The following is a 24,995-nucleotide window of genomic DNA, read 5'->3' as shown; positions in this document are numbered from 1 at the left end:
CCCTGATCGGGCTTCTATTCTAGCGCTAAAAAACGGTTATTCAGAAGGGGAATTGTCGATACTGACTGATGAAAGGTAATTCAGCAGTGCGATATCATTTTCAACACCCAGTTTTAACATCGCCGATTTTTTCTGGCTACTAATGGTTTTGATGCTGCGATTCAGTTTTTTAGCAATTTCAGTGACTAAGAAGCCTTCAGCAAATAAGCGTAGAACTTCACTTTCTTTTGGTGATAAACGTTTATCGCCATAGCCACTCGCATTCACTTTTTCAAGCAATTTACTGACGCTTTCAGGGGTAAATTTCTTCCCTTTTTGTAAGGCTGCTAGTGCTTTTGGTAAGTCAGCAGGCGCACCTTGTTTTAGTACGATACCTTCAATATCAAGCTCAAGAATAGCGCTTAAGATCGCCGGATTATTGTTCATTGTAAGGACAATAATCGATAAGTCAGGGTAGTGACGCTTAATGTATTTAATTAATGTAATACCATCGCCGTATTTATCGCCAGGCATAGACAAATCAGTAACCAGAACGTCTGCATTCAGGCGCGCTAAGTTATTAATTAAAGAAGTAGAATCTTCAAATTCACCGACGATGTTTACCCATTCAATCTGTTCAAGCGACGTTCTGATACCGAAAAGAACAATAGGATGATCATCGGCAACAATGACATTTAGGTTATTCATATTATTGGTTACCTTCTGGCATTAGTCTTTTCACTGAGACATCCAGTTCTCTAATGCAATTTTTTATTTCAAATCCGTTTTCATCTGCTATGTAATGTTCCAAATCTTCACAAAGTTTATGAAGATAATGGAATTCAAGCATAGCAAAAACTCCTTTTAAACGATGTGCAGTGTCTTTTAATTCGGTTAAATTCGCAACACTTTCACTATTATACAGTTTATTAATATCTATCGGTACTGTTGAGATAAACAAATCTTTATAATCGCTCTTCGACAGAATTAAATGATAGCCTGAAAGAATATTATCGACAGAATTATTCGAATGAGAGTTATTCTCTCGTAGAATGAGTGATGAAGGTAGGTCGGATTCATCATTATCTTCTGTCTCATCTGCTTGTTCTATCAATAATGAGATAGCATCGATAAGTTCATCCGCGAAATTGTAGTTAACTTCAATGTAATTTGGGTTAATACAAGTCATTGAAGATGAATTTCCTTTAATTTTAATTATGTTATTAAAGGAAATGTCATCATTGTCGGCGATTAAGAGATCCCAATTACTATGTGGCGAGCTTTCATCAATATCAAGAAACTCAGCACCATAATGCGATAAGGTCTGTTTAACAATCCGACGTGCATCAATATTCTGAATATTCAAGCGAATATAAATATCTTCAAGCAGAGCAGGGTATTCATGGCTTTGCATCTGAGGTTGCGCTGGAAGCCTAATTTGATAGTGGCTTCCGATAGCATCACTTGACTTGATACTAAATGTTCCCTGCATTTTTTTCGTTAATAATTTGCAGAGATAAAAGGTCATGCCAGAACGCTTGAATTGATTTGAACTTTGCGCTTTCCCTGTGAATGGGCTTTGCAAGTTGTTCAATTCAATCTGAGTTAATCCAATTCCGCTGTCTTTTATATCAATCGAAATTTCATTTTTTTCTGTGATGTAGTCAATTGAAACAACAATTTTACCAAAGGCTGTAGTTTCTATTGAATATTCCCAAATTGATTGGAATAAAGTTTGGAAATAATCCGGGTTATTTTCAATTAATGAGTCCGGATTTATGTTGTTATAAAAATAGAACGAAAGTCCTTTACGATTTAAATGGGCTAAGTTTTGTTTAAGAAATTGATTAATTATCTGACCAATAGCAAATTTTTCTGTTTTAAACTCAATCTGTTGAGTTTCTAATTGGCTAATAAGCTCGATATTTCTAAACCAATTATTGATATAAAACAGTTGGTTTTGAATTTCAGATAATAATGGATTTTTAGGTTCGTCGAGTGAAATGCTCAATTGATTAAATTTGGCATCAATTTGGTTAATGGCAGGCAAAATTTCCTGACAAATATTCTCGAAAACCACTTTTCTAAGTTGGATATTTCTTTGGTGCTCACGCGTAGCCATTTCTTGGCGTTTTTGCGTCAGAACTTCTTTATCTTTATCTATGATGATAAACAAAATGGTGTTTTCTTTAATTAAACTTTTCACCAAAATGATTTCATAGATATTGTTTTCTATTGAAACTTGAATGATATCATTATGATCGGTTGCCATCTCTTTGATATGTATCAGATCCATAGACGGTAATAAGTGGTTCGCGATACTGTTGCTCAATAGCTTTTTATTGCTATTAAAATCAAAGACTAGGATGCCATAAGAAATATGGTTAAGAATGTCATTATTAAGGGCATCTTTAAACTGAAGCTCATCCAGCATTGATGCATTGGGTGAAATAATACGCTTGCGGATAAACATTGTGGTGATCAATGCCAAAATACTGACCGCAATCATGCAGGTAATTAGCCAAAAATTGTAACTTAACACCCCGAAAATAATACTTTTCAGTGAAAGGGTATAGTTAATCTGGTAATTCGTACCTTCAATGGGTTGAGATAGCATCAAGCTGGTGCCAACGAGTTCGCTGGCCGCTTGGTTATTTTCTTGATTGTTTGGGCGCTGTGAAATCGAAATATCATCGCCTTGTAGCGTAAAAGGGAGGATTGAATTGATAGAAATATCAAAGGAGATCACACTACTTAAACGCCCTGGCGAGTTAAAGACTAAACGATAGGTATAGAAGTAGACATTATCCTGCGCATTTTTCTGCATATTGGAGATGACTTCACGGCGATCTAATAATGTCGATTGAGTGATCATATCAGAGCGTTTGTCTTCCGCGGTTAGCGTCAGATAGCTTTCTTTATAGCGTATCTCAGGTTTTAGGATGGAGTGGGTGGTTACCAACACTAAGGAGTTGTCTTGCCCATTCAGGTAGTACATGGAGTTAAATTCATTCCTCGCTCCCCATACAATCTCCATATAGTTTGCGAGCTTTGTCGCTAAGACTTTACTGCTTGGTTTATTGAGACCAAATACAATGGAATCAATGGTCTGGTTATTACTACTTAGCCAATAAACATCGTGGCGCATTTCTGTCACAGAAATGTCGTTAACAGAGTCAGGTGTGGTTTTATCATTCGCAAGCTTATAGATGTGACCCGCTTGATAGCGATAATCTTCAATTTGATAAGCGAGTCGATTAGCGAGGGTGTTGATAGCTGTTTGGTGCGCCAACATCCATGCGTGATAGTAATTATAGAGGGACAACGAAAGCATTGTGACGAGCAGCACAATAAAGGCAATAAAAATGCGAGAAAGAACATTCGGTTTTAATAATGATTGTTTGTACATACAGTCCCACGCCGTCACACTGGCAAATTAGATTAATCAGATTAAAAATCATACGCCTAGGTACGCTATAGACACTGATTTTGCACAGATATTAGCATTTTTTTAGGGCAATAGAGAACAATTGAGTGAAGATTAGTCAAACGAACAAAAAAATGCAATTATTTTACTATCAGGGGTAGACAAGCCCCCGTGATTCCTCCATAATCGCGCCCCATGGAGAGATGGCCGAGCGGTCGAAGGCAGCGGTCTTGAAAACCGCCGATGGGCAACCATCCTAGAGTTCGAATCTCTATCTCTCCGCCAAATTAGCCGGCTTAGCTCAGTTGGTAGAGCAACTGACTTGTAATCAGTAGGTCACCAGTTCGACTCCGGTAGCCGGCACCAAATAAGAACCCGCTATATCGAAAGATATAGCGGGTTTTTTCTTTGTCAGCCATTTATCCATTTTCTAATTTCTTCCTTGTACTTTCGCTACCCTATATGCTGAGTAAGTTTTCAGTAATTAACATATATCATGCAAAGGTTAGTTTGATGATCATTTATTAAACGCATGATACCTTCTTTGTCATGGTGTAGATTAATGAGGTTCCAACATGAATACCCATCAAGATGACATCAACAAAGCTGCTCAGAAAATTATTGCTGGGGCAGAGCGAATCCAGCGCTTTGTTGAAAAATACCATGATTATCTTTCTGATGATGATAAGGCCAAATTAGCGCAGATAATTAGAAATGTGGATGTTAAGCTGAATCAATAAGAGCTTTTGAAGCTCGCTTAGTTGAAAGGGATTGATTTGAATTTTAACAAGCTAAACAAAGAGGATTACCATGCTAAAAGTCATTGCTGAAGATTTTATCAAGCCGGAAGCGGTAGAGATCGTGTTGCCGCTCTATAAGGCACTTGTTGAAGCCACGAAGAAAGAACCGCTATGTATCGCTTATGACCTTTATATTGATGAAAAGGATCCTGGGCATTTTGTTTTTATTGAAGAGTGGCCGAATCGTGCTGCATTAGATTCACATTGTGCGTCTGAACACTTCCAACGGTTAGTACCGATGATCAATCATTATCAAAGAGCAGAGCCTAAATTTATCTTGATGGATGCGGCGTTTTAACACGGAAGAGAACATTTAAGTATCGTATGTAAAACTCATCCAAATAACTTCTCATAAGTTCCCCCTAAATAGTCGGGTTATTATTTTACTAGAAAAGGGGGATTTGGTTTGGGCTCAACTTTATCGAATTATAGCCAATTCTGAAACAGAAAATATGACAGCGTAAACACAAAGATAATCATTAGGTGCTGTAAAACTTTTAAGAATAAAAGAAAGCGTCTGACCTGATTCATTGCTGCTGATCCAAATAAAGAATGACCTAAATTAAAGTGTATATTTAGCGTAGCAATGAAATAAAATCTTGCGAGAAAATATCACATAAGTAACTAATTAAATTTCAAATTACGTAAAAATAACTATTAAAAAGGCGATAAACTGAGTTAATTTATCGCCTTTGAATGGTATTTTATTTTTTTTCGTCATGATTGAGCCGTTCAAAGCTCATTGGATCTTTATCAAAATTAATGACGGTATTTTGATTTTCACATTCTTGACTAGAAATCATTGGACATGATTGGGAAATGCTCTTCTCTGATATTCCTGTCCACTGAGAGAATAATGTCATAAAACTCATTGCACTTCGACGAGCAGAAATAACCTCTCGTTGAGTCGAATCAGACGATGTAATAAAAAACGGGACTTCAAAATTTTGCCGTGTTTTATCACCATGGATCAGATCAGTTTGATTATCGATAAAAGACAGCCCATGGTCAGAGAAATAAAGCATAGACCATGATGTATTTTGTTTTATAAGTAGCTGTTGTATCTGAGATAACAAGACATCCGTATTCTTGATAGATTGAATATAGCAAGAGAGTTTGTCACTTATATGAAATTGCTCATAAGTATTATCAATTCGATCGCAGAATGGTGAATGACTACCAATTAAATGCACCACAATAAGTTTATGTTGACCCGGCTGCTCTAAGGATTCAATAAACTTAGGGATTACAGGGGCATCTTGAGACATAACATTATTATCGAGTAATGCACTACCACCTACAAAATAAGCATGTGTTGCACGCTTGGCGATTGATGCTACAGGACCATCATGTTTACCATAAGTGCCTTGTCTCGAAATCCAAAAAGTTTTGAAACCCGCTTTGTTTGCGAGAGAAATAATATTATTTTGCATTTGAGGATATAAAGATAAGGTATTTGACAACGAAAGATTGGTTGAACCTGATGCAGAAATATAATTATCGAATATATAGCCTTTTACTGTATCGGTGAAAGGGGTGTTTTCTATTGGAAAGCCATAACTGTGCATGAAGTCACGGCGAACACTTTCGCCAATAACAACAACATAAACATGATATTTAGGATTGGAGGAGACTGTTTCAAAGGTATCATCACCTTCAATAGATTTTTTTTCTTGCTGTAAATAGTTTAGGTAAAAAAGACTTTCAGTAAAGAAACGATACTCAGGTAATCCAGATGTTAAAAGCAACCGCCAGCTTCCTTCAGAAAGAGCTTTAATAGGGGATATCGCAGTGATTATCAAAAAAATAGCAGAGAAAACATATTTGCTTTTTTTATTCACTTCAAACTTCAATTTGAATATGAAATAACTGAAGCACAGGAGAAGAATTGAGAATAAATAATACTTGTAATTGATGTTTTTAAGAAAGCCTTTAGCTTCCTCGCTATCCGTATAATAAAAAGATGAAAAGATATTATAATCGGGATAGCCGTAAAGTAACCCTACAGGCAGATAGCAGATACCCACCAGAGCATAAATGGCAATAATGGTCTTATACACTTTAGGATAGTCATTAACGACAATTAATATTCCTGTGATAGCCAGGATGTAGAAAATCTTGAAGTGGTAACCCATTGCATAATGAATAGCCGTAAAGAACAAAAATAACGCAATAAATTTTAATAAGAAATTATTTTTCACTAGGTTGTGCATATTTTCATCAATTTCTGTTTTTGAGTAAGAGATTATCGCTTAGCAGGCCGTCATTGAGTATATATCAATCGTAGATCCAATAGTGTATAAATATTAGCAATAGAATGAAATAATAGCGCAATAAAAAATATTTAATAAATCGTTTTTTGATAAGGATAGATATTATTTCTATTAATCAACTGATTTTAGGTAATGTTAGCATAACCGATTGAATGCTAAAATGATTATCATAAGACTGGGTGAGGGGGAGATCAACGATGAACACGTTGATTCAAAGCCATCTTTAATATTTTAAAGATGGCTTTAGTTAGAAATAAGAAGAGCCTAGATATTCAGTCCTTAATTAAAAACTTTCCTCATACTCTCGGGCTTTTTTCTCATCATAATTGTGTTCCCATTTGGCGATAATCAAGGCAGCTAACGCGTTACCAACCACATTAAGTGCAGTCCTTGCCATATCGAGAATACGGTCAACACCAGCAATGAATGCCAAGCCTTCTAATGGGATCCCCACAGAACCTAACGTTGCCAGCAAGACGACAAATGAAACTCCCGGAACTCCCGCAATCCCTTTTGACGTGATCATTAAGGTAAAGACTAAAATAAGCTCTTGCCCTAATGACAGCTCGATACCATATAACTGAGCAATAAAAATGGCGGCAATACTTTGATATAAGGTGGAGCCATCTAAGTTAAATGAATAACCAATTGGGATAACGAAACTGGTGACAGATTTTGGCGCTCCATACTTCTCCATTTTATCCATAATACGAGGAAGTACAGTTTCAGAGCTGGCTGTTGAATAAGCAAGTAGCAGCTCATCCTTTAATATTCTCATCAGAGTAAAAATATTAATTTTGCAATAACGAGCCACAATTCCAAGTACCACAACGGCGAAGAAAATAATCGCACAGTGAACCAAAATAACTAACTTCAGCAGAGGAACCAGTGAAGTAAATCCAAAGTTTGCAACGGTGACGGAAATTAATGCAAACACCCCGATTGGTGCATACATCATAATCATGTTAGTCACGCGGAACATGGTTTCAGAAAAAGTTTGCAGAACATCTAATAGCGGCTGTTTTTTTGCTACTGGTAAAGAGGATAAACCTAAACCAAATAAAACCGCGAAGAAGATCACAGGAAGCATATCGCCGCTCGCCATAGCAGCAAAAATATTGCTCGGTACCAAAGATAATAAAGTATTCACGATCCCTGAAGGGTGGCTAGCAACCTCCTGTGTCGTTTTTTGGTACTGAGAAATATCTACTTGAGTGAGCTGAGACATATCAATGCCCACACCTGGTTGGAAGATATTGGCAAACGAAATACCCACAATGATGGCAATAGTAGTAATGATTTCAAAGTAAAGAATCGTTTTGAAACCCAATGTGCCTAATTGTTTTGTATTCCCGACACCAGCGATCCCCACAATCAAGGTCGAAATGACGATAGGTACAACAATCATTTTGATTAATTGAATAAAAATCTTACCCGCGGGAGAGAGAACATTCAGTATTAACCAATCTTTGTATTCCACGCTTTCATGCAATAAAGCGCCAACGATAACACCTAAAATAAGCGCAACTAGAATCTGCCACCCTAAACCAAATTTAAACGGTTTTTTTGGAACGATGTTGTTTAGTGTCATAAATAATTCTCGTTTATATTAATATTATTTAACATTGTATTTTTATTATGCTCAGTTTTATAACCAATATTCGGAAAAACCACAATCATTTATTCGAGAAAGTAGAGTTATTTACAATGGTTACTTATAACAAATTGTAAAATAAGTTTCTGAAATAGAATGTTTTGTTAATATATATTTCAATTTGTATCTGCATGTGTTGATAAATTGATAACAAAAAGTGATTAATCTAATCTATAAAGATTGTTAAATACAATTTTTGTGAGTTGAGATTTTTATGAAGTGTTTAATTCTGCAATATCTATGCAAAATTATTTGCATAGATATTGAATTAACAAAATAGAGGGGTAACAAAAGACATGAGATAAAGTGAGCCTTCTGCAAAAATGAGGATTTTATAGCCGTGATTGACTGCGCTTGTAGGCGGCAAGTAATGTGCGTTCAGATAAATCCAGATAGTGCAGAAGTTCAGTAGCGGCTTCTTGGTTTTTACCCGCATCAAGTAATTCTAAAATAGCGTGGTTTTTATCAATGTAGGGAGCGTAGAGCAGTTTGGCATCATTTAAATGACCAAAAGCTAAACGTAGCTCTGCGGCAATATTATGATAAAGCTTAATTAACCTTTCACTGTCCGACAATTCCACAATCGCGGTATGAAACTTCATATTGGCGGTACCGACACCCACCCAATTCTCCGTTTTTTCATGTTCTCGAGCTTCAGCGACAGCGAGTTTCATTTTTTGAACGGCAGGATGCAGAGCATAAGCATGGGTCAATGAATCACATTCAATTAATCGACGTACTTGGTAAATATCAATAATTGCTGCCATATCTGGGACGGAAACATACACTCCTTTATTGGGAGCGTAGGTGAGTAGACCTTCTTGGGTTAATACGCGAAAGACTTCCCTTAAAGTATTACGAGAAATATCCAGCTCTTCACTCAATGCGGCTTCTGATAAACGTTGTCCCGGCGTTAACTCACCAATCGTAATTTTATGGCGGATAGTTTCTGCGATAGTGACTGACAAGGTTTGTGCGACGGGCTGTTTTTTCATAAAAAGGCGAGCCTAGTTGAAGAAAAGTAAGGTGAACAGTTCATTAAAACAGGTATTTGAGCGCTATCTTCACACATTCGCTGTAGGGCAGCAAGACTCCTTTTATGCACTCATTCAGGGCATTTCCATTTTGAAGCACTAAATTGGTGCTTTGACGTATCACGCCTCTCATTCTTAATGTTACAGACAAGCGTTAATTGTTAAAAAAGTGATCGAGATTTGATTTTTAACTTACCAGAAACGATTTTGATTGCTTAATTATTCATCGCTCCGTATTAATTGTTCAACAATCTGCATTCAATAAATTAACAATCCATACCATTGATAGAACAATGGCACGAAAATTGCCTCTATAAACAAGCTCAGTATTAAAAAACTTGCACAACATCAAAATACAGATAACAACAAAAACTACAGAGGAGTATGCATATGGCAGCTCATGAAAATATCTCGACAGCAGAATATGTGAAGAAACGTCGTTCCTCGCTGATTGGCGCTATTTTCTTAATGGCAACATCAGCGATTGGTCCCGGGTTTATCACTCAAACCGCAACATTCACCGTTACTTTAGGTGCTGCGTTTGCTTTTGGTATTTTAGCCTCCATCGTGATTGATTTCGTGGTACAGCAAAATATTTGGCGAGTGGTGACACTCACCAAAATGCACTCATCCGATATCGCCAATGCGACAATTCCTGGAAGTGGCTATTTGCTGGCTGTATTAGTCATCTTTGGGGGATTGATATTTAATATCGGTAATATTGCAGGGGCAGGTTTAGGTCTGAACGCACTCGTTGGCCTCGACCCTAAGTGGGGCGGTTTACTCAGTGCGCTCTTAGCGATTTATATATTCTCGTCCCGCAAAGCCAGTAGTTTTATTGATAGATTAATCATTGCATTAGGTTTGGTCATGATTGGTTTAACCCTCTTTGTGATGATTGCATCTAATCCACCAATTGGTGAAGCGCTACGTCAAAGTGTACTCCCTGACACCGTTGATTTTGCGATGATCACGACGATTGTTGGTGGAACGGTCGGTGGCTATATCTGTTACGCAGGGGCGCATCGTTTACTGGATAAAGGCGAAGTTGGCGTCGAAAACATCAAAGCGGTTTCTAGCGCAGCGACCAAAGGAATTATCGTCGTCGGCGTCATGCGCTATGTCCTGTTTTTAGCCATCTTAGGTGTGGTTGCGAGTGGCGTGACGATTGATATTTCAGGTAAAGCGGCGAACCCTGCCTCTCAAGCCTTCCAAGCCGCGGCGGGTAACTTCGGTTTACGTATTTTTGGTTTAATTTTATGGGCGGCAGCACTGACTAGCGTTATCGGCGCAGCGTATACCTCCATGAGCTTCTTAAAAGCGTTCAAATCTTCCATTACGGAAAGACAACGTAATATTGCCACTATCCTGTTTATCGCCGTTTCATTGGCTGTTTACCTGTTTATGGGAACTGCGCCAGCCGCTTTATTGGTGTTCGCTGGAGGCTTTAACGGCTTGATTTTACCGATTGGTCTGACGCTGTTTGTCTATATTGGCTGGAAACGTGCAGATTTAATGGAAGGCTATCATTACCCACGCTGGTTACTGTGGTCGGGAGTCGTGACCTGTGCCTTAACGTGGTATATGGGCGCCATGTCCGTGAGCGCAATTTTCAACTACTTAAAATAAGCCGTTATCAAGGATTGAGGAACAATAATGAATAAGCAAATCGACCTAAATAGCGATCTTGGTGAAAGTTTTGGTCAATGGAAAATGGGCAATGATGAGGCAATGCTGAGCATTGTCAGTAGCGCCAACATTGCCTGTGGATTTCATGCGGGCTCTCCCGATGGGATCCTCCAAACGCTCATCGCCGCACAAAAGCAGGGGGTGACGGTAGGAGCGCATGTGGGATATCCGGATTTAGTCGGATTTGGTCGCCGAAATATGGATATTGCATCTAACGAATTAACCGCAGACGTAATTTATCAAATTGGTGCATTAAAGGGGCTTGCAACGGCGGCAGGCACCCAAGTGGAATATGTCAAACCCCACGGTGCGCTGTATAACACCATCGCCCATGACAAGCGCCAAGCAATGGCAGTCATCGATGGTATTTTGGCGATTGATAACTCACTCACGCTGGTGGCATTGGCCGGCTCACCACTGATTGGTTGGGCAAAAGAGAGTGGGTTGAAGGTGGTCGCAGAAGCTTTTGCCGATAGAGCGTACAACAGCGATGGCACGCTGGTCTCTCGCAAGCTAGCGGGCTCAGTCCTCCATGACCCAGAACTAGTGGCTAAGCGCATGTTGCAATTAGTGAATGAAGGCGGTGTGGTCGCTATTGATGGAAAATTCACCCCCATTGAAGCCGGTTCCATTTGTGTACATGGGGATAGCCCCGGTGCATTAGAGATGGCGAAAAAAGTGCGTGAACTCTTTGAGCTGCAAGGAATTGGTATCCGTCCATTTGCAGGAAAGGGAGGCCAAGCATGAATGCATTAATGAAAGCCTCAAAAGAGGCCATTCAAGCGGCGAAAGCGGCGAGAGAAGCGATTCGCCATGGCTATGATAAACCCACAGCAGGTATGGCGCCGGGAATGACCCAAGCCAATATGATTGCGTTGCCAAGAGATTGGGCGTTTGATTTCCTACTTTATGCTCAACGTAATCCCAAAAGTTGCCCTGTCTTGGATGTGTGCGAATCAGGGAGTTGGCAAACTGTATTAGCCGAAGGCGCCGATCTGCGTACCGATATTCCTCGTTATCGTGTTTGGGAACAGGGCAAGCTGGTGGATGAAATTACGGATGCGACGGCCATTTATCAGCAACATCCTGACTTAGTGACTTTCTTGATTGGTTGCAGTTTTACCTTTGAAACACCGATGATAGAGGCGGGTATTGATGTTCGCCACATTACCGACGGTTCCAATGTGCCGATGTATAAAACTAACCAACTATGTCGCCCTGCGGGGCGTTTAGAGGGCGAGCTCGTGGTATCCATGCGTCCAATCCCTGCCGACCGTGTTGCTGATGCCGTCATGATTTCGGGGCGTTTTCCCGCGGTACACGGCTCTCCCGTGCATATTGGTGCGCCTGAATTATTGGGGATCCAAGACATTATGCGTCCTGATTTTGGGGATGCAGTCCGCATTGAAGACGGTGAAATTCCCGTATTTTGGGCTTGTGGGGTGACGCCTCAAGCAGCGGTAATGAAATCGGGTGTTCCTTTTGCGTTGAGTCATGCTCCGGGATATATGTTTATCACGGATGTTCCTGACGCCGCTTACCACGTATAGGGGAGTCTTATGCGTTTCTTACCTGTCAATTTAAGCGCGTTTATGGTTGAACTGCCGAGCCTCGAACAGACGATGGCACTGACGGACTCATTAACGCATTACCCGATTAAAGGTATCGAAGAGATAACCCCAGCGGCACGAACGGTATTAGTGCGTTATAACCCAGCGATTGAGCATGTTAATGTGATCGTGCAACAAATTTCTCTACGCAATATTGAAAGCGGTGAGTCTAAAACGGGGAAGTTAGTCACTATTCCCGTGCACTATATCGGGGAAGATTTACCAGAAGTGGCGGAGTATTTAGGGGTCTCTATCGAAGAGGTGATCCGCCGTCATACTGAAAGTGAATATCTGGTGGCATTTAGCGGTTTCGCGCCCGGATTTGGTTATATGGTATCGAAGCAAGCACAATTACAGGTACCGCGCCGCCAATCCCCTCGTGTGCGAATTCCCGCAGGTTCAGTGGCATTGGCGGGGGAATTTAGCAGCGTGTATCCACAAGCTAGCCCCGGTGGTTGGCAACTGATAGGTCAGACTGATTTAGCCGTGTGGGATATTAATCGCCCAGAGCCAGCCCTCTTACAGGCGGGTTATCGGGTGCAATTTGTTGACCAAAGCAAAAGTTCCGTGAGCTATAGTTTACCGAGCCAAACTGACATTAAACCTATCGATGAGAACCAAACTTATGATCTCACCGTGCTGGCGACCGGATTACAAACATTATTTCAGGATAGAGGGCGTATTGGGCAGTCAGCGTTAGGGATCTCCGAATCAGGAGCGATGGACAAATCGGCGCTATACAGTGCCAATCGTTTGGTCGGTAATTGTACCCAATCCACTGTACTGGAAGTGACTCAAGGTGGCTTAAAAGTCCGAGCTAATCGAGACCTGTTGGTCGGTATTACCGGTGCTGAATGTCCTGTCACCATCACCACGGAAGATGGGCAGATATACACCTCAACAACTTATCAACCAATTCACCTCGCGAAAGGGGATGTCATTCAATTAGGGCGCCCAACCAAAGGTGTACGTAGCTACTTTGCCGTACGCGGGGGATTTGCTGTAGCTCCGGTTCTTGAAAGCTGCTCATTCGATACGTTAGCCCAAGTCGGTCCCGCACCATTAATGGTTGGGCAATCTTTATCGATTTATCAAAAAATGATCCATCGCGCCATTTCACTCACAGAATCGCCAGCTTTTGACTACCCGACCGCAGATGATGTGGTGGTACTGGATGTGGTGATGGGGCCTAGAACAGATTGGTTTACTGAACAAGCTGCTGAATTACTGCGCCAGCAAGTTTGGCAAGTGACTGCCGCTTCAAACCGTATTGGGTTACGCCTTGCAGGTGAAGTGCCGCTAAGTCGTGAACTGTTGCATGAATTACCAAGTGAAGGTACCTGTATTGGTGCCATCCAAGTCCCAGCGAATGGGCAGCCGGTGTTATTTTTAAATGACCACCCATTGACGGGAGGATATCCGGTGATAGGGGCGGTGTGTGACTATCATTTGGATCTTGCAGGGCAAATCCCTGTGAATGGCAAAATCCGCTTTAATCCATTACGTGAATTTTATCAACTTGAAGGGAGTCATGAAGCTTATGAATACCAATAATAAAAATGCACAGCATAAGGTATTGATTGCCAACCGCGGTGAGATCGCCGTACGTATTATTCGTGCTTGCCGCGATTATGGTTTTGCGTCTGTGGCAGTGTATGCCGATAGCGATATTGACGCATTGCATGTCAACATGGCGGACGAAGCTTATGGGCTAGGTGGCAATACCCCAGCGCAGAGTTACTTAAACATTGAGAAACTGATTGAGATAGCGAAAAAATCCGGTGCAACTATGGTGCATCCGGGCTACGGTTTTCTTTCTGAACGTGCTGAATTCGCGCGAGCAGTGCAACAAGCTGGCTTGATTTGGATTGGACCAAGCCCTGAAAGTATTGATATTTTGGGGGACAAAGTTCAAGCCCGACATATCGCTTTACAAGTAGGTGCGCCGCTTGTGGTAGGAACCAAAGATCCCGTTGAAACCGCTCAAGAAGTGGTGCAATTTGCCCATCAACATGGGCTACCCATCGCAATTAAAGCCGCATTTGGCGGCGGTGGACGTGGTTTGAAAGTGGCGTGGCAGATGCACGAAGTGGAAGAGTTATACCATTCTGCGGTGCGTGAGGCGACAGCGGCATTTGGGCGCGGGGAATGTTTTATTGAACAATTTTTGCATAATCCGCGCCATATTGAAGCGCAAGTTATCGCCGATACCCTTGGTAACGTTGTTGTCGTGGGAACACGGGATTGTTCATTGCAACGCCGAAACCAAAAGCTGGTGGAAGAGTCACCCGCTCCGTTTTTAGCCCCTGAATTAGAACAACAAATCATTCGTGCTTCCACAGATATTTGCCGTAAAGCCGGCTATGTAGGAGCGGGAACGGTCGAGTTTTTGTTAAGCCAAGAAGGCACTTTATCCTTCTTAGAAGTGAACACCCGCTTGCAGGTGGAGCACCCAGTCACAGAAGAAACGGCAGGAATTGACTTAGTGGTTGAGCAGCTACGTATTGCTGAAGGTTTGCCTCTGAGTATTCAAGAAACGCCTAAACCTCGTGGTCACGCTTTTGAATTTCGTATCAATGCAGAAGATGCCGGAAATGGTTTCTTACCGACTCCAGGAACTATTTTACGTTTTGATACGCCATCAGGCCCAGGCGTCCGTGTTGATAGTGGCGTTGAAACAGGCAAAACCATTCCCGGTACCTTTGACTCGCTAATGGCAAAATTGATTGTAGTCGGTCAAACCCGTGAACAAGCGATTGTACGTGCTCGTCGCGCATTAGCTGAATTTAAGATTGAAGGGGTTGCGTCCGTATTGCCTTTTCATCGTGCAGTCATGGAACAAGCAGATTTTTGTGAGGATTTTAAGGTGCATACCCGTTGGATTGAAACGGAATTTAGTGTTGAAATTCCACCTGCGAAGCGCCAGTTACCACAAGCCGAACACGCGTTAACACGGTCATTTATTGAAATTGACGGGAAACGTTGCGAACTGGGTTTGCCCGCTCAACTGTTTGCTGGAATGGCGGTGAATCCAACGACGGTTACCCCAGCGACTCAAGGCGTTGAAAATAACCCTAACAGCGTGAACGCACCCATTTCTGGCGTGCTATTCAATTGGCTAGTTCCTCAAGGAAATAAGGTGACTGAAGGGGAAGTGATTGGTGTGATGGAGGCCATGAAAATGGAAGTTCAAGTCATCGCTCACCGTTCAGGGGAACTGAAATATGCAGCTAAGCAAGGGGATTTTATCGATGCAGATAATAAAATTGCGGAGATTATCTAATCGTTAATTGTTAATGGCGATTAATCGTTAATAAGGGGTGGCGAACGGCCACCGCCTTACCCACTTAATCGTAACTCAACGTGATTTGCGTTCAGGTAAGTTGCGTACGGGTAATGGTGGATTAGGTGCGGGCACGACACTCTTTTCCTCTTTGGCGATTTCATCGCTATCACGATAAACCTCACCACATAAGAAATACAAATTAGGGCGTTTCGCCTCTAAATAGGATTTTCGACTCATGCATTGTTCTTGGGTAAAAATGGTTTCGGTCACGGGTAATGCATCACATGAATCAGTGCCACAAGGACTGACCCACAAAGCCCAACCGATAAGTACCATATGTCCTGCCATTTATCTTGCCTTCCCACTCACCGCTAATGAAGTACACCCAAGATGTCAAATTAACACGCTTAATATATAGGGGCGCGTTCTTTGTCTATAAAATGTAAGTCAAATTCTAACATTGGATTAAATAAATGTATGTATTCATACGATAGATAAATTTAAATTCACATTAAACAGCAAATAAGAATGTGTGATCGAGAATTTATCATTATCAAAAAAAGAATACTTGTCTTGATGCAATAAAAACGTGATGCAATAAAAACGTGATGTAGTAAAAACAGTAGGAAGTTACAGAGTGTTATTGCGATTATTTTAGGGCTAGCTCGCAAATAACAAAATATTTATCTGCAAATTTGTGTTTTCAGATCTCCATCCTGTCAATTTGAACTATTTTTATCTACGATGAACCCGATATCGTAATAATAATCGCAATAATAATATAAATAGGTAACTTATGAATGCCATGGAAGAAGTGCTTTCATTTTGGTTTGAAGAATCAACCCCAAAACAGTGGTTTGAAAAAAGCGAGAAATTCGACTTAACCATCGCAAAACGTTTTACTGCGCTCAGTGAACAGGCGGCAAAAGGGGAGCTGGCTTATTGGCGAGTCTCTATTCGCGGCCGTTTAGCGGAAATTATTATTCTTGACCAGTTTTCACGTAATTTATGGCGAGATACTCCAAGAGCATTCGCGCAAGATGCGATGGCGTTAGCGCTGGCACAAGAAGCCATTAAACAGCCAGATTATCATCTGCTTACGCTATCTCAGCGAAAATTTATGTTGATGCCATTTATGCATTCAGAATCAAGCTTTATCCACCTGCAAGCGGTGGAGCTATTCCGCATGTTGGGGGATGATAGTACGCTGGATTATGAAATGCGCCATAAGGCCATTATCGATAAGTTTGGGCGCTATCCGCATCGCAACGAGATCCTTGGTCGACCGTCTACTCGAGAAGAAATTACCTTTTTACAGCAACCTAACTCATCATTCTAATTCGTCTACATAAAAATGAGTTTGCTTACGTACTAGCAAACTCATTCTCTTTTAAGGTTTATTAACGAAAAAGCTCGGCCATGGCAGGCTGTAAACCTAGCTGTTTTTGCACGCCAGCCAAATAGGCCTGAGTGATTTTGGCAAGGGTAGGGTAAAACCCATGTTCAGTTGATGTTTGCTGGACTAACGTTAAGTAACGTTCCGCCCAAGGCAATAAATGCTGTTCGAGTAATTCCACAATGGCGTCGTCTTGACCTTGCTCTGCCAGTGCTGAAATGGCCATTAACATCAGACCAAATTGGTCTTCCGGTTCCCGTAATCCCGTATCAGTAACCAACCCATGGGACATTAAAAACTGGCGATAGGCGCTGGTGGAATCCCCCATAACGGTATTGTCATGAGACAGATACACAGATCCCCATGGTGGTGCTGGCATCGCACCTTGACCTTCAAAAAGAATTGAAAAATCATAGGTAAGCGAGTCTGCTGGATAATCACTTAATGCTTCGCAATCGGCAATCAGCTGAGTGGGTTCCTGCCAATCATATAGGGATGGGATTTCACGCAGTACAGGTTGCAAGGTTTGAAACGTGGGGGTTTCAGGAGAGTAGTAAAACATTCCCCCTAAAATACGAAAAAGTGTGGTATCGAGAGTTTGCATGATATTACCTATAAAGCTGCAATTAATTTAAAGCTTCAATTAACTTAAAAGAAAGAGCCTGAATTCAGGCTCTTATATTATTATTTATCTTATACTGCTAACCATAATCTGTGGTTATAGCACCTTACATGGTGATTTGCCACAGGTTATAAAAGGCAATACGACCAGACAGTTCTGCGAGTAATACGGCTGCCGCGCAGGTCAGTAATGGAATTTTCGGTGAACGTTGCTTGATAGCGAACCCAACGAATGCCGCTAAGGCGATTGCTAATACAATCACTTGGAAGCCCCAAAAACCGGTTTGTTCTGCGCTTAATGCGGGTGCCGTTTCGCTTAAAAATGCTTGGTAGCTGGCACGGCTGGCAAAAATCGCAAAGGTACCGACTAAAAATGCCGTTAATCCTAAACCACGAGCGCCGATTGCCATTGCCAGTGCGCCACCCCCCACAAACAGGGTTGTCCACATTTGTAGTGTCGTGAATTGGGTATCCCAGTTAGCAATTGTCGCAATGTTATACACTTGTGGGATCGACCAAACGAACGCTAACCCTGAAATCACAGCTGCAATGTTAGACAGCTCGCGCAGAGCGGCTTGTTTAACAAAGTGAGTGAAAAATAGCGTCGCGGCAGCACAGCCCACAAACACGCCACTTAAGAACGCTTCATTACTCATTGGTGAGCGACCGACACCCAACAACATGTTGAAGAAACGCAGAGGTTGGCCGACGTGCAGTGCGCCAATACCCAAGCCAATCATCACAATGATAAACCCGATAATATTAGCTGTTTTCAGCTGCTTATCGTCGATTGACCCCATTTTTTTCGCAATATAAGCTAACAGAAATAAACCCGCCGCGGATTGCCCTAAGACAGTAAAGAAAACCAGTGGTAACTCATGCATATTAGACCTCCGCAGGGTTTTTCAATTCGCCACTTTTATCACCCGATGGTTTAGCATCTTTGTGTGGCTTGATGACGATATTCGGGTTAGTCAGGCTTGGATCTGGCATCGGTGCAATGCCGCACTCCGTACCGTGTAACTCACGTAAAACGGTAATGTCATCGAAATCTAAAGCGCGCTGCGGGCAAGACTCTACACAAACCGGCTTCATTCCTTTTGCGACACGCTCATAACAGCCATCGCATTTGCTCATCAGTTTTTTCTTTTCGTCAAACTGTGGCGCACCGTATGGGCAGCGCAGTTCACAGTAACGACAGCCTACACAGATAGACTGGTCAACAACCACTAAGCCATCTTCACTGCGTTTGTGCATTGCGCCAGTTGGGCAACCTTCTACACAAGTAGGGTTCGAGCAGTGGTTGCACGAAATCGACAGGTAGTAGCTATAAACGTTTTGTTGCCAAATACCGTCTTGTTTCTGCCAGCTACCGCCACCGAATTCATACACACGGCGGAATTTAGGACCTAAATCTAAATCTTTTTCGTCCTTACAACTGACCTGACAGGTTTTACAGCCAGTGCATTTTGTGGAGTCAAAATAAAAGCCATACTGTTTCATCAATTAACTCCTTAAGCGCGTTTGACTTCAACAAGGTTAGTATGTTGTGGTGTGCCTTTCGCCAGAGGAGAAGGGACATGGGAGGTTAGGGTGTTGATACAACCGCCAACATCTAAACCTTCGGTATTCAATGTGCGCCATGCACCTTGAGGAACCGCAATCACACCCGGTAAGACGCGCTCAGTCACTTTGACTTTAATCTGAATACGCCCGCGATCATTGAAGATTTCAGCTAAGTCGCCATTCTTCAAACCACGTTCTTGTGCATCAATTGGGTTTAACCAGAATTGATGAGGAATAGCTTCACGCAGCATAGCCACATTGTAATAGGTTGAGTGAACATGACCTTTATCGTGGAAGCCCGTCATTAATAAAGAGTGTTTTTTCTGTGCAGCTTGCGCTTCAACACCTTCTCTATTCACACAATATTCAGGAATAGCTGGAATACGCTGACCTTCTGGAAGTTCCCAGTTTTTCACGCGTTCAGCCAGTTTTTCGGAGTAAATTTCAATTTTGCCCGATGGTGTTTTCAGTGGATTATTCACTGGGTCATCACGGAAGCTTTTCAGTGCCACGTTTTCAGCACTATTGAGGAACTTACGGTCGATGATCCCCGCACCATCAGTCTCACTAAATTCAGGCAAATGAGGCATTTTTTCACGAGTTTTGTTGTAGCAAAACTCAATCCATTCTGCGTAGGTGCGGCCTTCAGTGAACTGATCTTTCACGCCCATTTTTTCTGCGATTTCGACTAATACATCGTAGTTTGGACGGTTTTCCCACAGTGGTTCAATGGCGTTTTGTAGACGCACCAGATAGTGATAAGCCCCACTTGCATAGGAGTTATTGATCAGGTCGTTTGTTTCGACGGTGGTCACATCTGGCAGCAATAAATCCGCATATTTTGCCGATGGAGTGTCGTGGTTATCCCAAACAAGGATAAACTCACATTTTGATTCATCAGACAGAATTTCATGGGTCTTATTCAAGTCACCATGCTGGTTTCCGATGACATTACTGGAATAACACCACATAAATTTGATGTCGTTATTCAGTTTATCAACGCCTTTGATCCCACCATTTTCAGCGGTTAACTCTTTACCGCGCACAATCGCTTCTGACCACATATACGTTGGGATCAATGCTTTCACTGGGTTCGGTAAGCCAAATCCAGCCACTGGATAGGCAAAACTGTTACCCCATAAACCAGTGTTAGTCCCTGAACGACCAATATTGCCAGACATAATAGGCAGCATCATGATAGAGCGACAGGCTTGCTCACCATTTTCGGTACGTTGTAAGCCCCAGCCTTGTGAGATCCAAGCTCGTTGAGCGTTACCAATTTCACGGGCTAACTGAATGATTCGTGAAACCGAAATACCCGTTAATTTGCTCGCCCACTCAGGGGTTTTCGCAATACCATCAGGACCATTGCCCAAGATGTAATCTTTGTAAGAGGCATTACGTGGCGCTGAAGCGGGCAGGGTTGATTCATCCCAGCCCACACAGTAATTTTTCAGGAATTCTTCGTCGGTTAAGCCTTCTTGGATCATCACATAACCCAGGGCTGCCACTAACGCGGCGTCAGTACCCGGATAAATAGGGATCCACTCAGCGCCTAACGTTGTGACGCTATCAGTGCGGCGAGGGTCAATAATGATCACTTTTGCTTTGCTCTTATCGAGGGCATTTAGCGTTTCATAGAACTGACCACCACCGGACATACGGGTTTCAGCCAAGTTATGACCGAACATCACCACGAGATCGGAGTTTTGGATTTCAGTTAAATAAGACTCTTCCACACTGCCGTAAACATATGGCGTGATTTCCATTAGCTGTGCGTAGGAATAAGTCCCGTAGTCACCTAAAAATCCACCGGTTAAACTTAAAAGACGTTTACAGGCCGCTCGACCGTGCAAGTTGGCACCCGTTGAACCGGAACCATATTGATAATAAATGGCATCGCTGCCGTATTTATCGATGGTGTATTTCAGTTTTTCCGCAATGATAGTGGTGGCTTCATCCCAGCTAATTTTTTTGAACTTACCTTCACCACGTTTACCCACACGCACCATTGGGTATTTTAAACGGTCTGGATTATAAGTTTTCCAGCGAACTGAACGACCACGCAGACAAGGGCGAATTTGGTGCTCTCCCAGTGTTGAATCGTCATACATGGTTTCATTGGAAATACGGCTGATAACGCCATCTTTCACATGAACTTTTAGAGGGCAGCGGCTACCGCAGTTGACTAAACAAGCGCTGTAGCTGATTTTCTCACTGACTTCGTCGGGCATGATGGTTGGTGTTTTTGCTTGAGCAGCAAAAGGCAGAGTGATTGAGCCTGCAACGGCGGCTGCACCCGCTACGGTTGCGGAGGTCTGAAGAAATTCCCTCCTGCTCAGTTCTGCGAAATGAGTATTTGTTTTATTTTTATGCATTGACATTGCCTATATGTAAATAACGTATTAGGTATGTTCAATATGTTAGAAAAAATACCCACTCACTAACATGATATGCATCAACAATATCTTTGATAAAACCAAGGGAAATATTTTTATTTGTTTAATTTATAAGGAGTTTTTTTGTCTTGGATACCCGTTTTGTTCTATTTTTATTATCAATCGTTATATTGGAAATTATATAATGGTGGGGTGTGATCTGTGAGTATAAGAGGGGTTTCCCCCTCTAGGTAGGTTGGCCATGTTCGCTAATCATTAAGTAGTATTTATAAGTTACCTATGATGAGTTATTTATTCGCTGAATGACCTAAGAATCGAACATCATTACCGGTAGGTGATTGATGCACAGATAAGTTGAACTGCGGCAGAATGGAAAAAATATGGTCAAAAATATCCGATTGGATACGTTCATACTCTAACCATACTGTTGTGTTGGTAAACGCGTAAATCTCAATTGGGATACCGTTTGAGTCTGACTCCAGTTGGCGAACCATGATGGTCATATTTTTATGGATCTGCGGGTGAGCACGCAGATAGGCTTCAATATAGGCGCGAAATGTCCCGATATTTGTGAGGCGTCGCTGGTTGAGTGGCGTCGCTTTATCTTCTGGTAACGTAGAGTTGTAGACCTGAATTTCAGAGACTTTTTTCTCGATGTAAGGCTCTAATAAGTTGGCTTTTTCAAAGTTGCAAACTTCTTCAGGTTTCAAAAAATGAATACTATTGGCATCGATGCGTAGGCTGCGCTTGATACGGCGTCCGCCTGATTCGGTCATGCCTTTCCAGTTTTTAAAGGAATCTGAAATCAGGGCATAAGTTGGAATGGTGGTGACGGTATTATCCCAATTTCGAACCTTAACTGTGGTCAATCCAATATCAATCACCGCACCATCGGCACCGTATTTCGGCATTTCCAGCCAATCGCCTATGTTGACCATGTTATTCGCAGAGAGCTGAATTCCGGCGACTAATCCCATAATCGGATCTTTAAACACCAACATCATGACGGCGGTCATCGCACCTAACCCACTGAGGATAATCAACGGAGATTTACCAATCAGTAGCGCGATGATCATAATCGAAATTAAAACAGTGGCGATAAGCTTAATGCTTTGGAAAATTCCACGTAGCGGGAGATGTGCCGTTTTTGCCGCACGCTGTAATACACCCAGTGTGATATCTAAAATGGAATAAATAGCCAGCAAGCCAAACAGTAAGCACCATGCTTGGGAAGCGACATTCAATACCATTTGTGTCGTGGAGCCCGAAGATAGCCATAAGGTGGACTGAATGTTGACCACAATACCTTGAATAATAAAGGCAATTCGATTGAACAGATTATATTGGGTGAGTTGATGTTGCCAACCGGAACCCGCTTTTAATCCTCTTTTTTCAATCGTAGGAAGCAAAATTTTGTGTAGAAAAAGATGCAAAATCAGGGCGACAATCAGTATCAGCCCAAGGACCATTAAGAGAGAGGCGAGGGTGGCATAGTCTTGATTAAACTGGCGAGCCCAGTCGAGCAGTTGCTGCTGCATAAATTCTCCTTTATTGCGTTATCCATAAATGACGACCCAGTATAAGCAAATAGGATTTAAGTTTGGCTGAAATTACTAACATTTACATAACATTACTGTGAATGAGGCATTTCTTATTGCTGTATTTTTACGTAGGGCATAATGTTTTACGACCCGGTATGGTTAGGAATTCACAATAAAATGCACATCGAGAATAAAGCTAAAAAAACATTTATTTTGCAATTAATCTTACTACCTGCACTCATTTGCATGCCGCTATTTGCTCAGGCTTCTAACCATCAAGGTGATGAAGGAAATGGTAAGCATAAGGGTGACTATTATTATTATGATCATGATGACCATCATCATAAGCACAATAAAAAGCATAAACATAAGGGCAAAAAATATGACTGTGATGTGAAGAAATACTCAAGTCATTATGATAACTCTTTGATTAGTATTAATATCAATTTCGGCGATGTTCGTCCTGTTGCCATCAATTATGGTCTAGTGGGTTATCAAGGGCTTCCACCTGGAATTGAAAAACAGATCCGTCGAGGTAAGCCGTTGCCACCGGGAATTGCTAAAAAAGCGTTACCCGCCTCGTTTAGAGCCTGTTTGCCAACTTACTCAGGGTATGAGTGGCGAATGAGCGGAAAAGATTTACTGTTAGTTGCGATTAAAACGGCGATAGTGGCGGAAATTATTGAGAACGTATTTGAATAAAAAAACGGCCTTAAAAAAGGCCGTTAGCAAAAATTTGCAAATACTTGAATGAGGTAAATGAAAGGTTTGATTGACTATAGTTTAACTAAAGTTTAAAGCAAATTACATAAAACGCTTGGACAGTAATTCAACAACTTCTTGCAGGTTAACGAAAAATTCTTTGATGCTTTTCATGTTCGCTCCGAATGTTAATGTGTGATCTTGATCACGTAGGAGCATTCTAGTTTTTTATTGATCAAAGTCAATAATCAACCAAAAGATATTTTAAATATTAAACTAATTTTTAATTTAAAAGTTGTAAATTATTGTTTACAACATACTCATCATGACGGTTATTTGCCTTGCATAAACGTCTTGCTGGATGAAATCGTGGCTAGACCTGCCAGCGCCTGCATACTTTGTTCGTGTAGTTCAATGGTTGCAGCGGCACACACATCTTCGAGGACATGGCAAAAATAACCTAAATCATGGGCTTGTCTCACGCTACTTTGGATTGCCATTACCGAACTGACTCCACCAAAATAGAGCTGAGTAATATCATTATCGTTGAGCCATTGGTGGAGTTTATTGCCTGCAAATGCAGAAACGCCTTTCTTAATGATCACTCTGTCTTGCATATGAACTTCCAAATCTTCCACCCAATGGCAGCCATAGCCGCTTAATTTTAATGCGCCTTTCTGTTTAGCTTGTGAAAAAAGTGGAGAGCCAGCGGGGATATCTTGATAATTATCGCTAAAGCCAACTTTGACCCAAATAACAGGAATACGCTGACTTCTTGCGTAATTAGCGGCTTGATTCGCCTTTTCAATAATATTACGGGAATTGACTTGGGAATAACTGCTATTGGATAAACCGTTTTTACCCACAATATCGTTAATAAGATCAATGATGATTAGCGCCTGTGACATTATTGCCCCTTTTTATGGCTAAGTAATTTAACGTAATAAGGGATTGTAATGCTTATTGCGCACTCGGGATGTTAACTGAATAACATTATTTTAATTAATGGTATTATTCT

At 41.6% G+C, this 24,995-nt stretch carries 21 protein-coding genes and 2 tRNA genes; 11 read left to right on the top strand and 12 right to left on the bottom strand.

Annotation, left to right across the window (positions count from 1 at the left end; all coding sequences use genetic code 11):
* Positions 1-36: 36 nt before the first annotated feature.
* On the bottom strand, positions 37-687 hold the full coding sequence (rcsB, locus tag H0913_RS11585) for a response regulator transcription factor RcsB (protein ID WP_181477294.1): 651 nt from the start codon (positions 685-687) through the stop codon (positions 37-39).
* A 1-nt stretch (position 688) separates the two neighbouring features.
* Entirely contained in the window at positions 689-3,388 is a 2,700-nt protein-coding gene (gene rcsD / locus H0913_RS11580; protein ID WP_181477293.1) for a phosphotransferase RcsD, read from the bottom strand.
* Between the two features lie 215 nt (positions 3,389-3,603).
* Between rcsD and H0913_RS11575 the strand changes: the two genes are divergently transcribed.
* From H0913_RS11575 to H0913_RS11560, 4 genes are all read left to right on the top strand, one after another.
* Positions 3,604-3,691 (top strand) — tRNA-Ser (locus H0913_RS11575).
* A gap of 5 nt (positions 3,692-3,696) precedes the next feature.
* Positions 3,697-3,772 (top strand) — tRNA-Thr (locus tag H0913_RS11570).
* A 209-nt stretch (positions 3,773-3,981) separates the two neighbouring features.
* The gene (locus tag H0913_RS11565) at positions 3,982-4,146 is read left to right on the top strand and encodes a hypothetical protein (RefSeq protein ID WP_181477292.1); all 165 of its coding nucleotides are present in this window, start codon (positions 3,982-3,984) and stop codon (positions 4,144-4,146) included.
* 70 nt (positions 4,147-4,216) lie between these two features.
* On the top strand, positions 4,217-4,504 hold the full coding sequence (locus H0913_RS11560; protein WP_154599427.1) for a putative quinol monooxygenase: 288 nt from the start codon (positions 4,217-4,219) through the stop codon (positions 4,502-4,504).
* A gap of 406 nt (positions 4,505-4,910) precedes the next feature.
* Here the strand turns inward: H0913_RS11560 and H0913_RS11555 are convergent, their stop codons facing one another.
* The 3 genes from H0913_RS11555 to H0913_RS11545 form a co-directional block, all read right to left on the bottom strand.
* Positions 4,911-6,419 (bottom strand): phosphoethanolamine transferase, encoded by a 1,509-nt coding sequence (locus tag H0913_RS11555; protein ID WP_181477291.1) that lies wholly within the window; start codon positions 6,417-6,419, stop codon positions 4,911-4,913.
* Between the two features lie 343 nt (positions 6,420-6,762).
* Positions 6,763-8,070 carry a glutamate/aspartate:proton symporter GltP gene (gene gltP / locus H0913_RS11550; protein WP_154602858.1) on the bottom strand — a complete coding sequence of 436 codons (1,308 nt, stop codon included), beginning with the start codon at positions 8,068-8,070 and terminating at the stop codon, positions 6,763-6,765.
* A gap of 395 nt (positions 8,071-8,465) precedes the next feature.
* Positions 8,466-9,128, bottom strand: a complete 663-nt coding sequence (locus H0913_RS11545) for a GntR family transcriptional regulator (RefSeq protein ID WP_154602857.1) — start codon at positions 9,126-9,128, stop codon at positions 8,466-8,468.
* 429 nt (positions 9,129-9,557) lie between these two features.
* Here H0913_RS11545 and H0913_RS11540 point away from each other — a divergent pair, with 429 nt between their 5' ends.
* The 5 genes from H0913_RS11540 to H0913_RS11520 are packed head-to-tail and all read left to right on the top strand — an operon-like array spanning position 9,558 to position 15,749.
* Positions 9,558-10,796 carry an NRAMP family divalent metal transporter gene (locus H0913_RS11540; RefSeq protein WP_036952895.1) on the top strand — a complete coding sequence of 413 codons (1,239 nt, stop codon included), beginning with the start codon at positions 9,558-9,560 and terminating at the stop codon, positions 10,794-10,796.
* Positions 10,797-10,823: 27 nt separating this feature from the next.
* Complete coding sequence (locus H0913_RS11535; protein ID WP_181477290.1) at positions 10,824-11,603, top strand: LamB/YcsF family protein; 780 nt, start codon at positions 10,824-10,826, stop codon at positions 11,601-11,603.
* Complete coding sequence (locus H0913_RS11530; protein ID WP_154639273.1) at positions 11,600-12,406, top strand: putative hydro-lyase; 807 nt, start codon at positions 11,600-11,602, stop codon at positions 12,404-12,406. Before H0913_RS11535 ends, H0913_RS11530 begins: the two co-directional genes overlap by 4 nt.
* Before the next feature lie 9 nt (positions 12,407-12,415).
* Positions 12,416-14,020 carry an urea amidolyase family protein gene (locus tag H0913_RS11525; RefSeq protein WP_181477289.1) on the top strand — a complete coding sequence of 535 codons (1,605 nt, stop codon included), beginning with the start codon at positions 12,416-12,418 and terminating at the stop codon, positions 14,018-14,020.
* Positions 14,007-15,749 carry an acetyl/propionyl/methylcrotonyl-CoA carboxylase subunit alpha gene (locus tag H0913_RS11520; RefSeq protein WP_181477288.1) on the top strand — a complete coding sequence of 581 codons (1,743 nt, stop codon included), beginning with the start codon at positions 14,007-14,009 and terminating at the stop codon, positions 15,747-15,749. Before H0913_RS11525 ends, H0913_RS11520 begins: the two co-directional genes overlap by 14 nt.
* Before the next feature lie 75 nt (positions 15,750-15,824).
* Here H0913_RS11520 and H0913_RS11515 read toward each other — a convergent pair whose 3' ends face one another.
* Complete coding sequence (locus tag H0913_RS11515) at positions 15,825-16,100, bottom strand: hypothetical protein (RefSeq protein ID WP_154602852.1); 276 nt, start codon at positions 16,098-16,100, stop codon at positions 15,825-15,827.
* Between the two features lie 448 nt (positions 16,101-16,548).
* On the opposite strand from H0913_RS11515, the gene H0913_RS11510 reads away from it, so the two are divergent.
* Positions 16,549-17,091 carry a DUF924 family protein gene (locus tag H0913_RS11510; RefSeq protein WP_154602851.1) on the top strand — a complete coding sequence of 181 codons (543 nt, stop codon included), beginning with the start codon at positions 16,549-16,551 and terminating at the stop codon, positions 17,089-17,091.
* Positions 17,092-17,152: 61 nt separating this feature from the next.
* Here the strand turns inward: H0913_RS11510 and H0913_RS11505 are convergent, their stop codons facing one another.
* The 5 genes from H0913_RS11505 to H0913_RS11485 all read right to left on the bottom strand — a co-directional run bounded on the left by H0913_RS11505 (position 17,153) and on the right by H0913_RS11485 (position 23,272).
* Positions 17,153-17,752 (bottom strand): TorD/DmsD family molecular chaperone, encoded by a 600-nt coding sequence (locus H0913_RS11505; RefSeq protein ID WP_181477287.1) that lies wholly within the window; start codon positions 17,750-17,752, stop codon positions 17,153-17,155.
* Positions 17,753-17,876: 124 nt separating this feature from the next.
* Positions 17,877-18,653, bottom strand: coding sequence for a dimethyl sulfoxide reductase anchor subunit family protein (locus H0913_RS11500; protein WP_154628169.1), 777 nt, complete (start codon positions 18,651-18,653; stop codon positions 17,877-17,879).
* A 1-nt stretch (position 18,654) separates the two neighbouring features.
* Positions 18,655-19,272 carry a DMSO/selenate family reductase complex B subunit gene (locus H0913_RS11495; protein ID WP_036952921.1) on the bottom strand — a complete coding sequence of 206 codons (618 nt, stop codon included), beginning with the start codon at positions 19,270-19,272 and terminating at the stop codon, positions 18,655-18,657.
* An 11-nt stretch (positions 19,273-19,283) separates the two neighbouring features.
* Positions 19,284-21,713 carry a DMSO/selenate family reductase complex A subunit gene (locus tag H0913_RS11490; protein WP_154639278.1) on the bottom strand — a complete coding sequence of 810 codons (2,430 nt, stop codon included), beginning with the start codon at positions 21,711-21,713 and terminating at the stop codon, positions 19,284-19,286.
* A gap of 308 nt (positions 21,714-22,021) precedes the next feature.
* Positions 22,022-23,272 (bottom strand): mechanosensitive ion channel family protein, encoded by a 1,251-nt coding sequence (locus tag H0913_RS11485; protein WP_154602848.1) that lies wholly within the window; start codon positions 23,270-23,272, stop codon positions 22,022-22,024.
* Between the two features lie 180 nt (positions 23,273-23,452).
* Here H0913_RS11485 and H0913_RS11480 point away from each other — a divergent pair, with 180 nt between their 5' ends.
* On the top strand, positions 23,453-23,977 hold the full coding sequence (locus H0913_RS11480; protein WP_181477286.1) for an anti-virulence regulator CigR family protein: 525 nt from the start codon (positions 23,453-23,455) through the stop codon (positions 23,975-23,977).
* 332 nt (positions 23,978-24,309) lie between these two features.
* Here H0913_RS11480 and H0913_RS11475 read toward each other — a convergent pair whose 3' ends face one another.
* Complete coding sequence (locus tag H0913_RS11475; RefSeq protein ID WP_154602846.1) at positions 24,310-24,885, bottom strand: cysteine hydrolase family protein; 576 nt, start codon at positions 24,883-24,885, stop codon at positions 24,310-24,312.
* Positions 24,886-24,995 lie beyond the last annotated feature (110 nt).

Origin of the sequence: Providencia rettgeri (genome assembly GCF_013702265.1) — a bacterium.
GTDB lineage: Bacteria > Pseudomonadota > Gammaproteobacteria > Enterobacterales > Enterobacteriaceae > Providencia > Providencia zhijiangensis.
This window is presented reverse-complemented; position numbering and strand designations above follow the sequence as displayed.

Coding starts and splice junctions, on each gene's coding strand:
- H0913_RS11505 (WP_181477287.1), bottom strand. CDS start 17,752: ATGCAAACTCTCGATACCACACTTTTTCGTATTTTAGGGGGAATGTTT.
- H0913_RS11525 (WP_181477289.1), top strand. CDS start 12,416: ATGCGTTTCTTACCTGTCAATTTAAGCGCGTTTATGGTTGAACTGCCG.
- H0913_RS11480 (WP_181477286.1), top strand. CDS start 23,453: ATGCACATCGAGAATAAAGCTAAAAAAACATTTATTTTGCAATTAATC.
- H0913_RS11535 (WP_181477290.1), top strand. CDS start 10,824: ATGAATAAGCAAATCGACCTAAATAGCGATCTTGGTGAAAGTTTTGGT.
- H0913_RS11565 (WP_181477292.1), top strand. CDS start 3,982: ATGAATACCCATCAAGATGACATCAACAAAGCTGCTCAGAAAATTATT.
- H0913_RS11515 (WP_154602852.1), bottom strand. CDS start 16,100: ATGGCAGGACATATGGTACTTATCGGTTGGGCTTTGTGGGTCAGTCCT.
- H0913_RS11490 (WP_154639278.1), bottom strand. CDS start 21,713: ATGCATAAAAATAAAACAAATACTCATTTCGCAGAACTGAGCAGGAGG.
- H0913_RS11560 (WP_154599427.1), top strand. CDS start 4,217: ATGCTAAAAGTCATTGCTGAAGATTTTATCAAGCCGGAAGCGGTAGAG.
- rcsB (WP_181477294.1), bottom strand. CDS start 687: ATGAATAACCTAAATGTCATTGTTGCCGATGATCATCCTATTGTTCTT.
- H0913_RS11530 (WP_154639273.1), top strand. CDS start 11,600: ATGAATGCATTAATGAAAGCCTCAAAAGAGGCCATTCAAGCGGCGAAA.
- H0913_RS11485 (WP_154602848.1), bottom strand. CDS start 23,272: ATGCAGCAGCAACTGCTCGACTGGGCTCGCCAGTTTAATCAAGACTAT.
- H0913_RS11520 (WP_181477288.1), top strand. CDS start 14,007: ATGAATACCAATAATAAAAATGCACAGCATAAGGTATTGATTGCCAAC.
- H0913_RS11555 (WP_181477291.1), bottom strand. CDS start 6,419: ATGCACAACCTAGTGAAAAATAATTTCTTATTAAAATTTATTGCGTTA.
- H0913_RS11510 (WP_154602851.1), top strand. CDS start 16,549: ATGAATGCCATGGAAGAAGTGCTTTCATTTTGGTTTGAAGAATCAACC.
- H0913_RS11540 (WP_036952895.1), top strand. CDS start 9,558: ATGGCAGCTCATGAAAATATCTCGACAGCAGAATATGTGAAGAAACGT.
- H0913_RS11495 (WP_036952921.1), bottom strand. CDS start 19,272: ATGAAACAGTATGGCTTTTATTTTGACTCCACAAAATGCACTGGCTGT.
- H0913_RS11500 (WP_154628169.1), bottom strand. CDS start 18,653: ATGCATGAGTTACCACTGGTTTTCTTTACTGTCTTAGGGCAATCCGCG.
- gltP (WP_154602858.1), bottom strand. CDS start 8,070: ATGACACTAAACAACATCGTTCCAAAAAAACCGTTTAAATTTGGTTTA.
- H0913_RS11475 (WP_154602846.1), bottom strand. CDS start 24,885: ATGTCACAGGCGCTAATCATCATTGATCTTATTAACGATATTGTGGGT.
- H0913_RS11545 (WP_154602857.1), bottom strand. CDS start 9,128: ATGAAAAAACAGCCCGTCGCACAAACCTTGTCAGTCACTATCGCAGAA.
- rcsD (WP_181477293.1), bottom strand. CDS start 3,388: ATGTACAAACAATCATTATTAAAACCGAATGTTCTTTCTCGCATTTTT.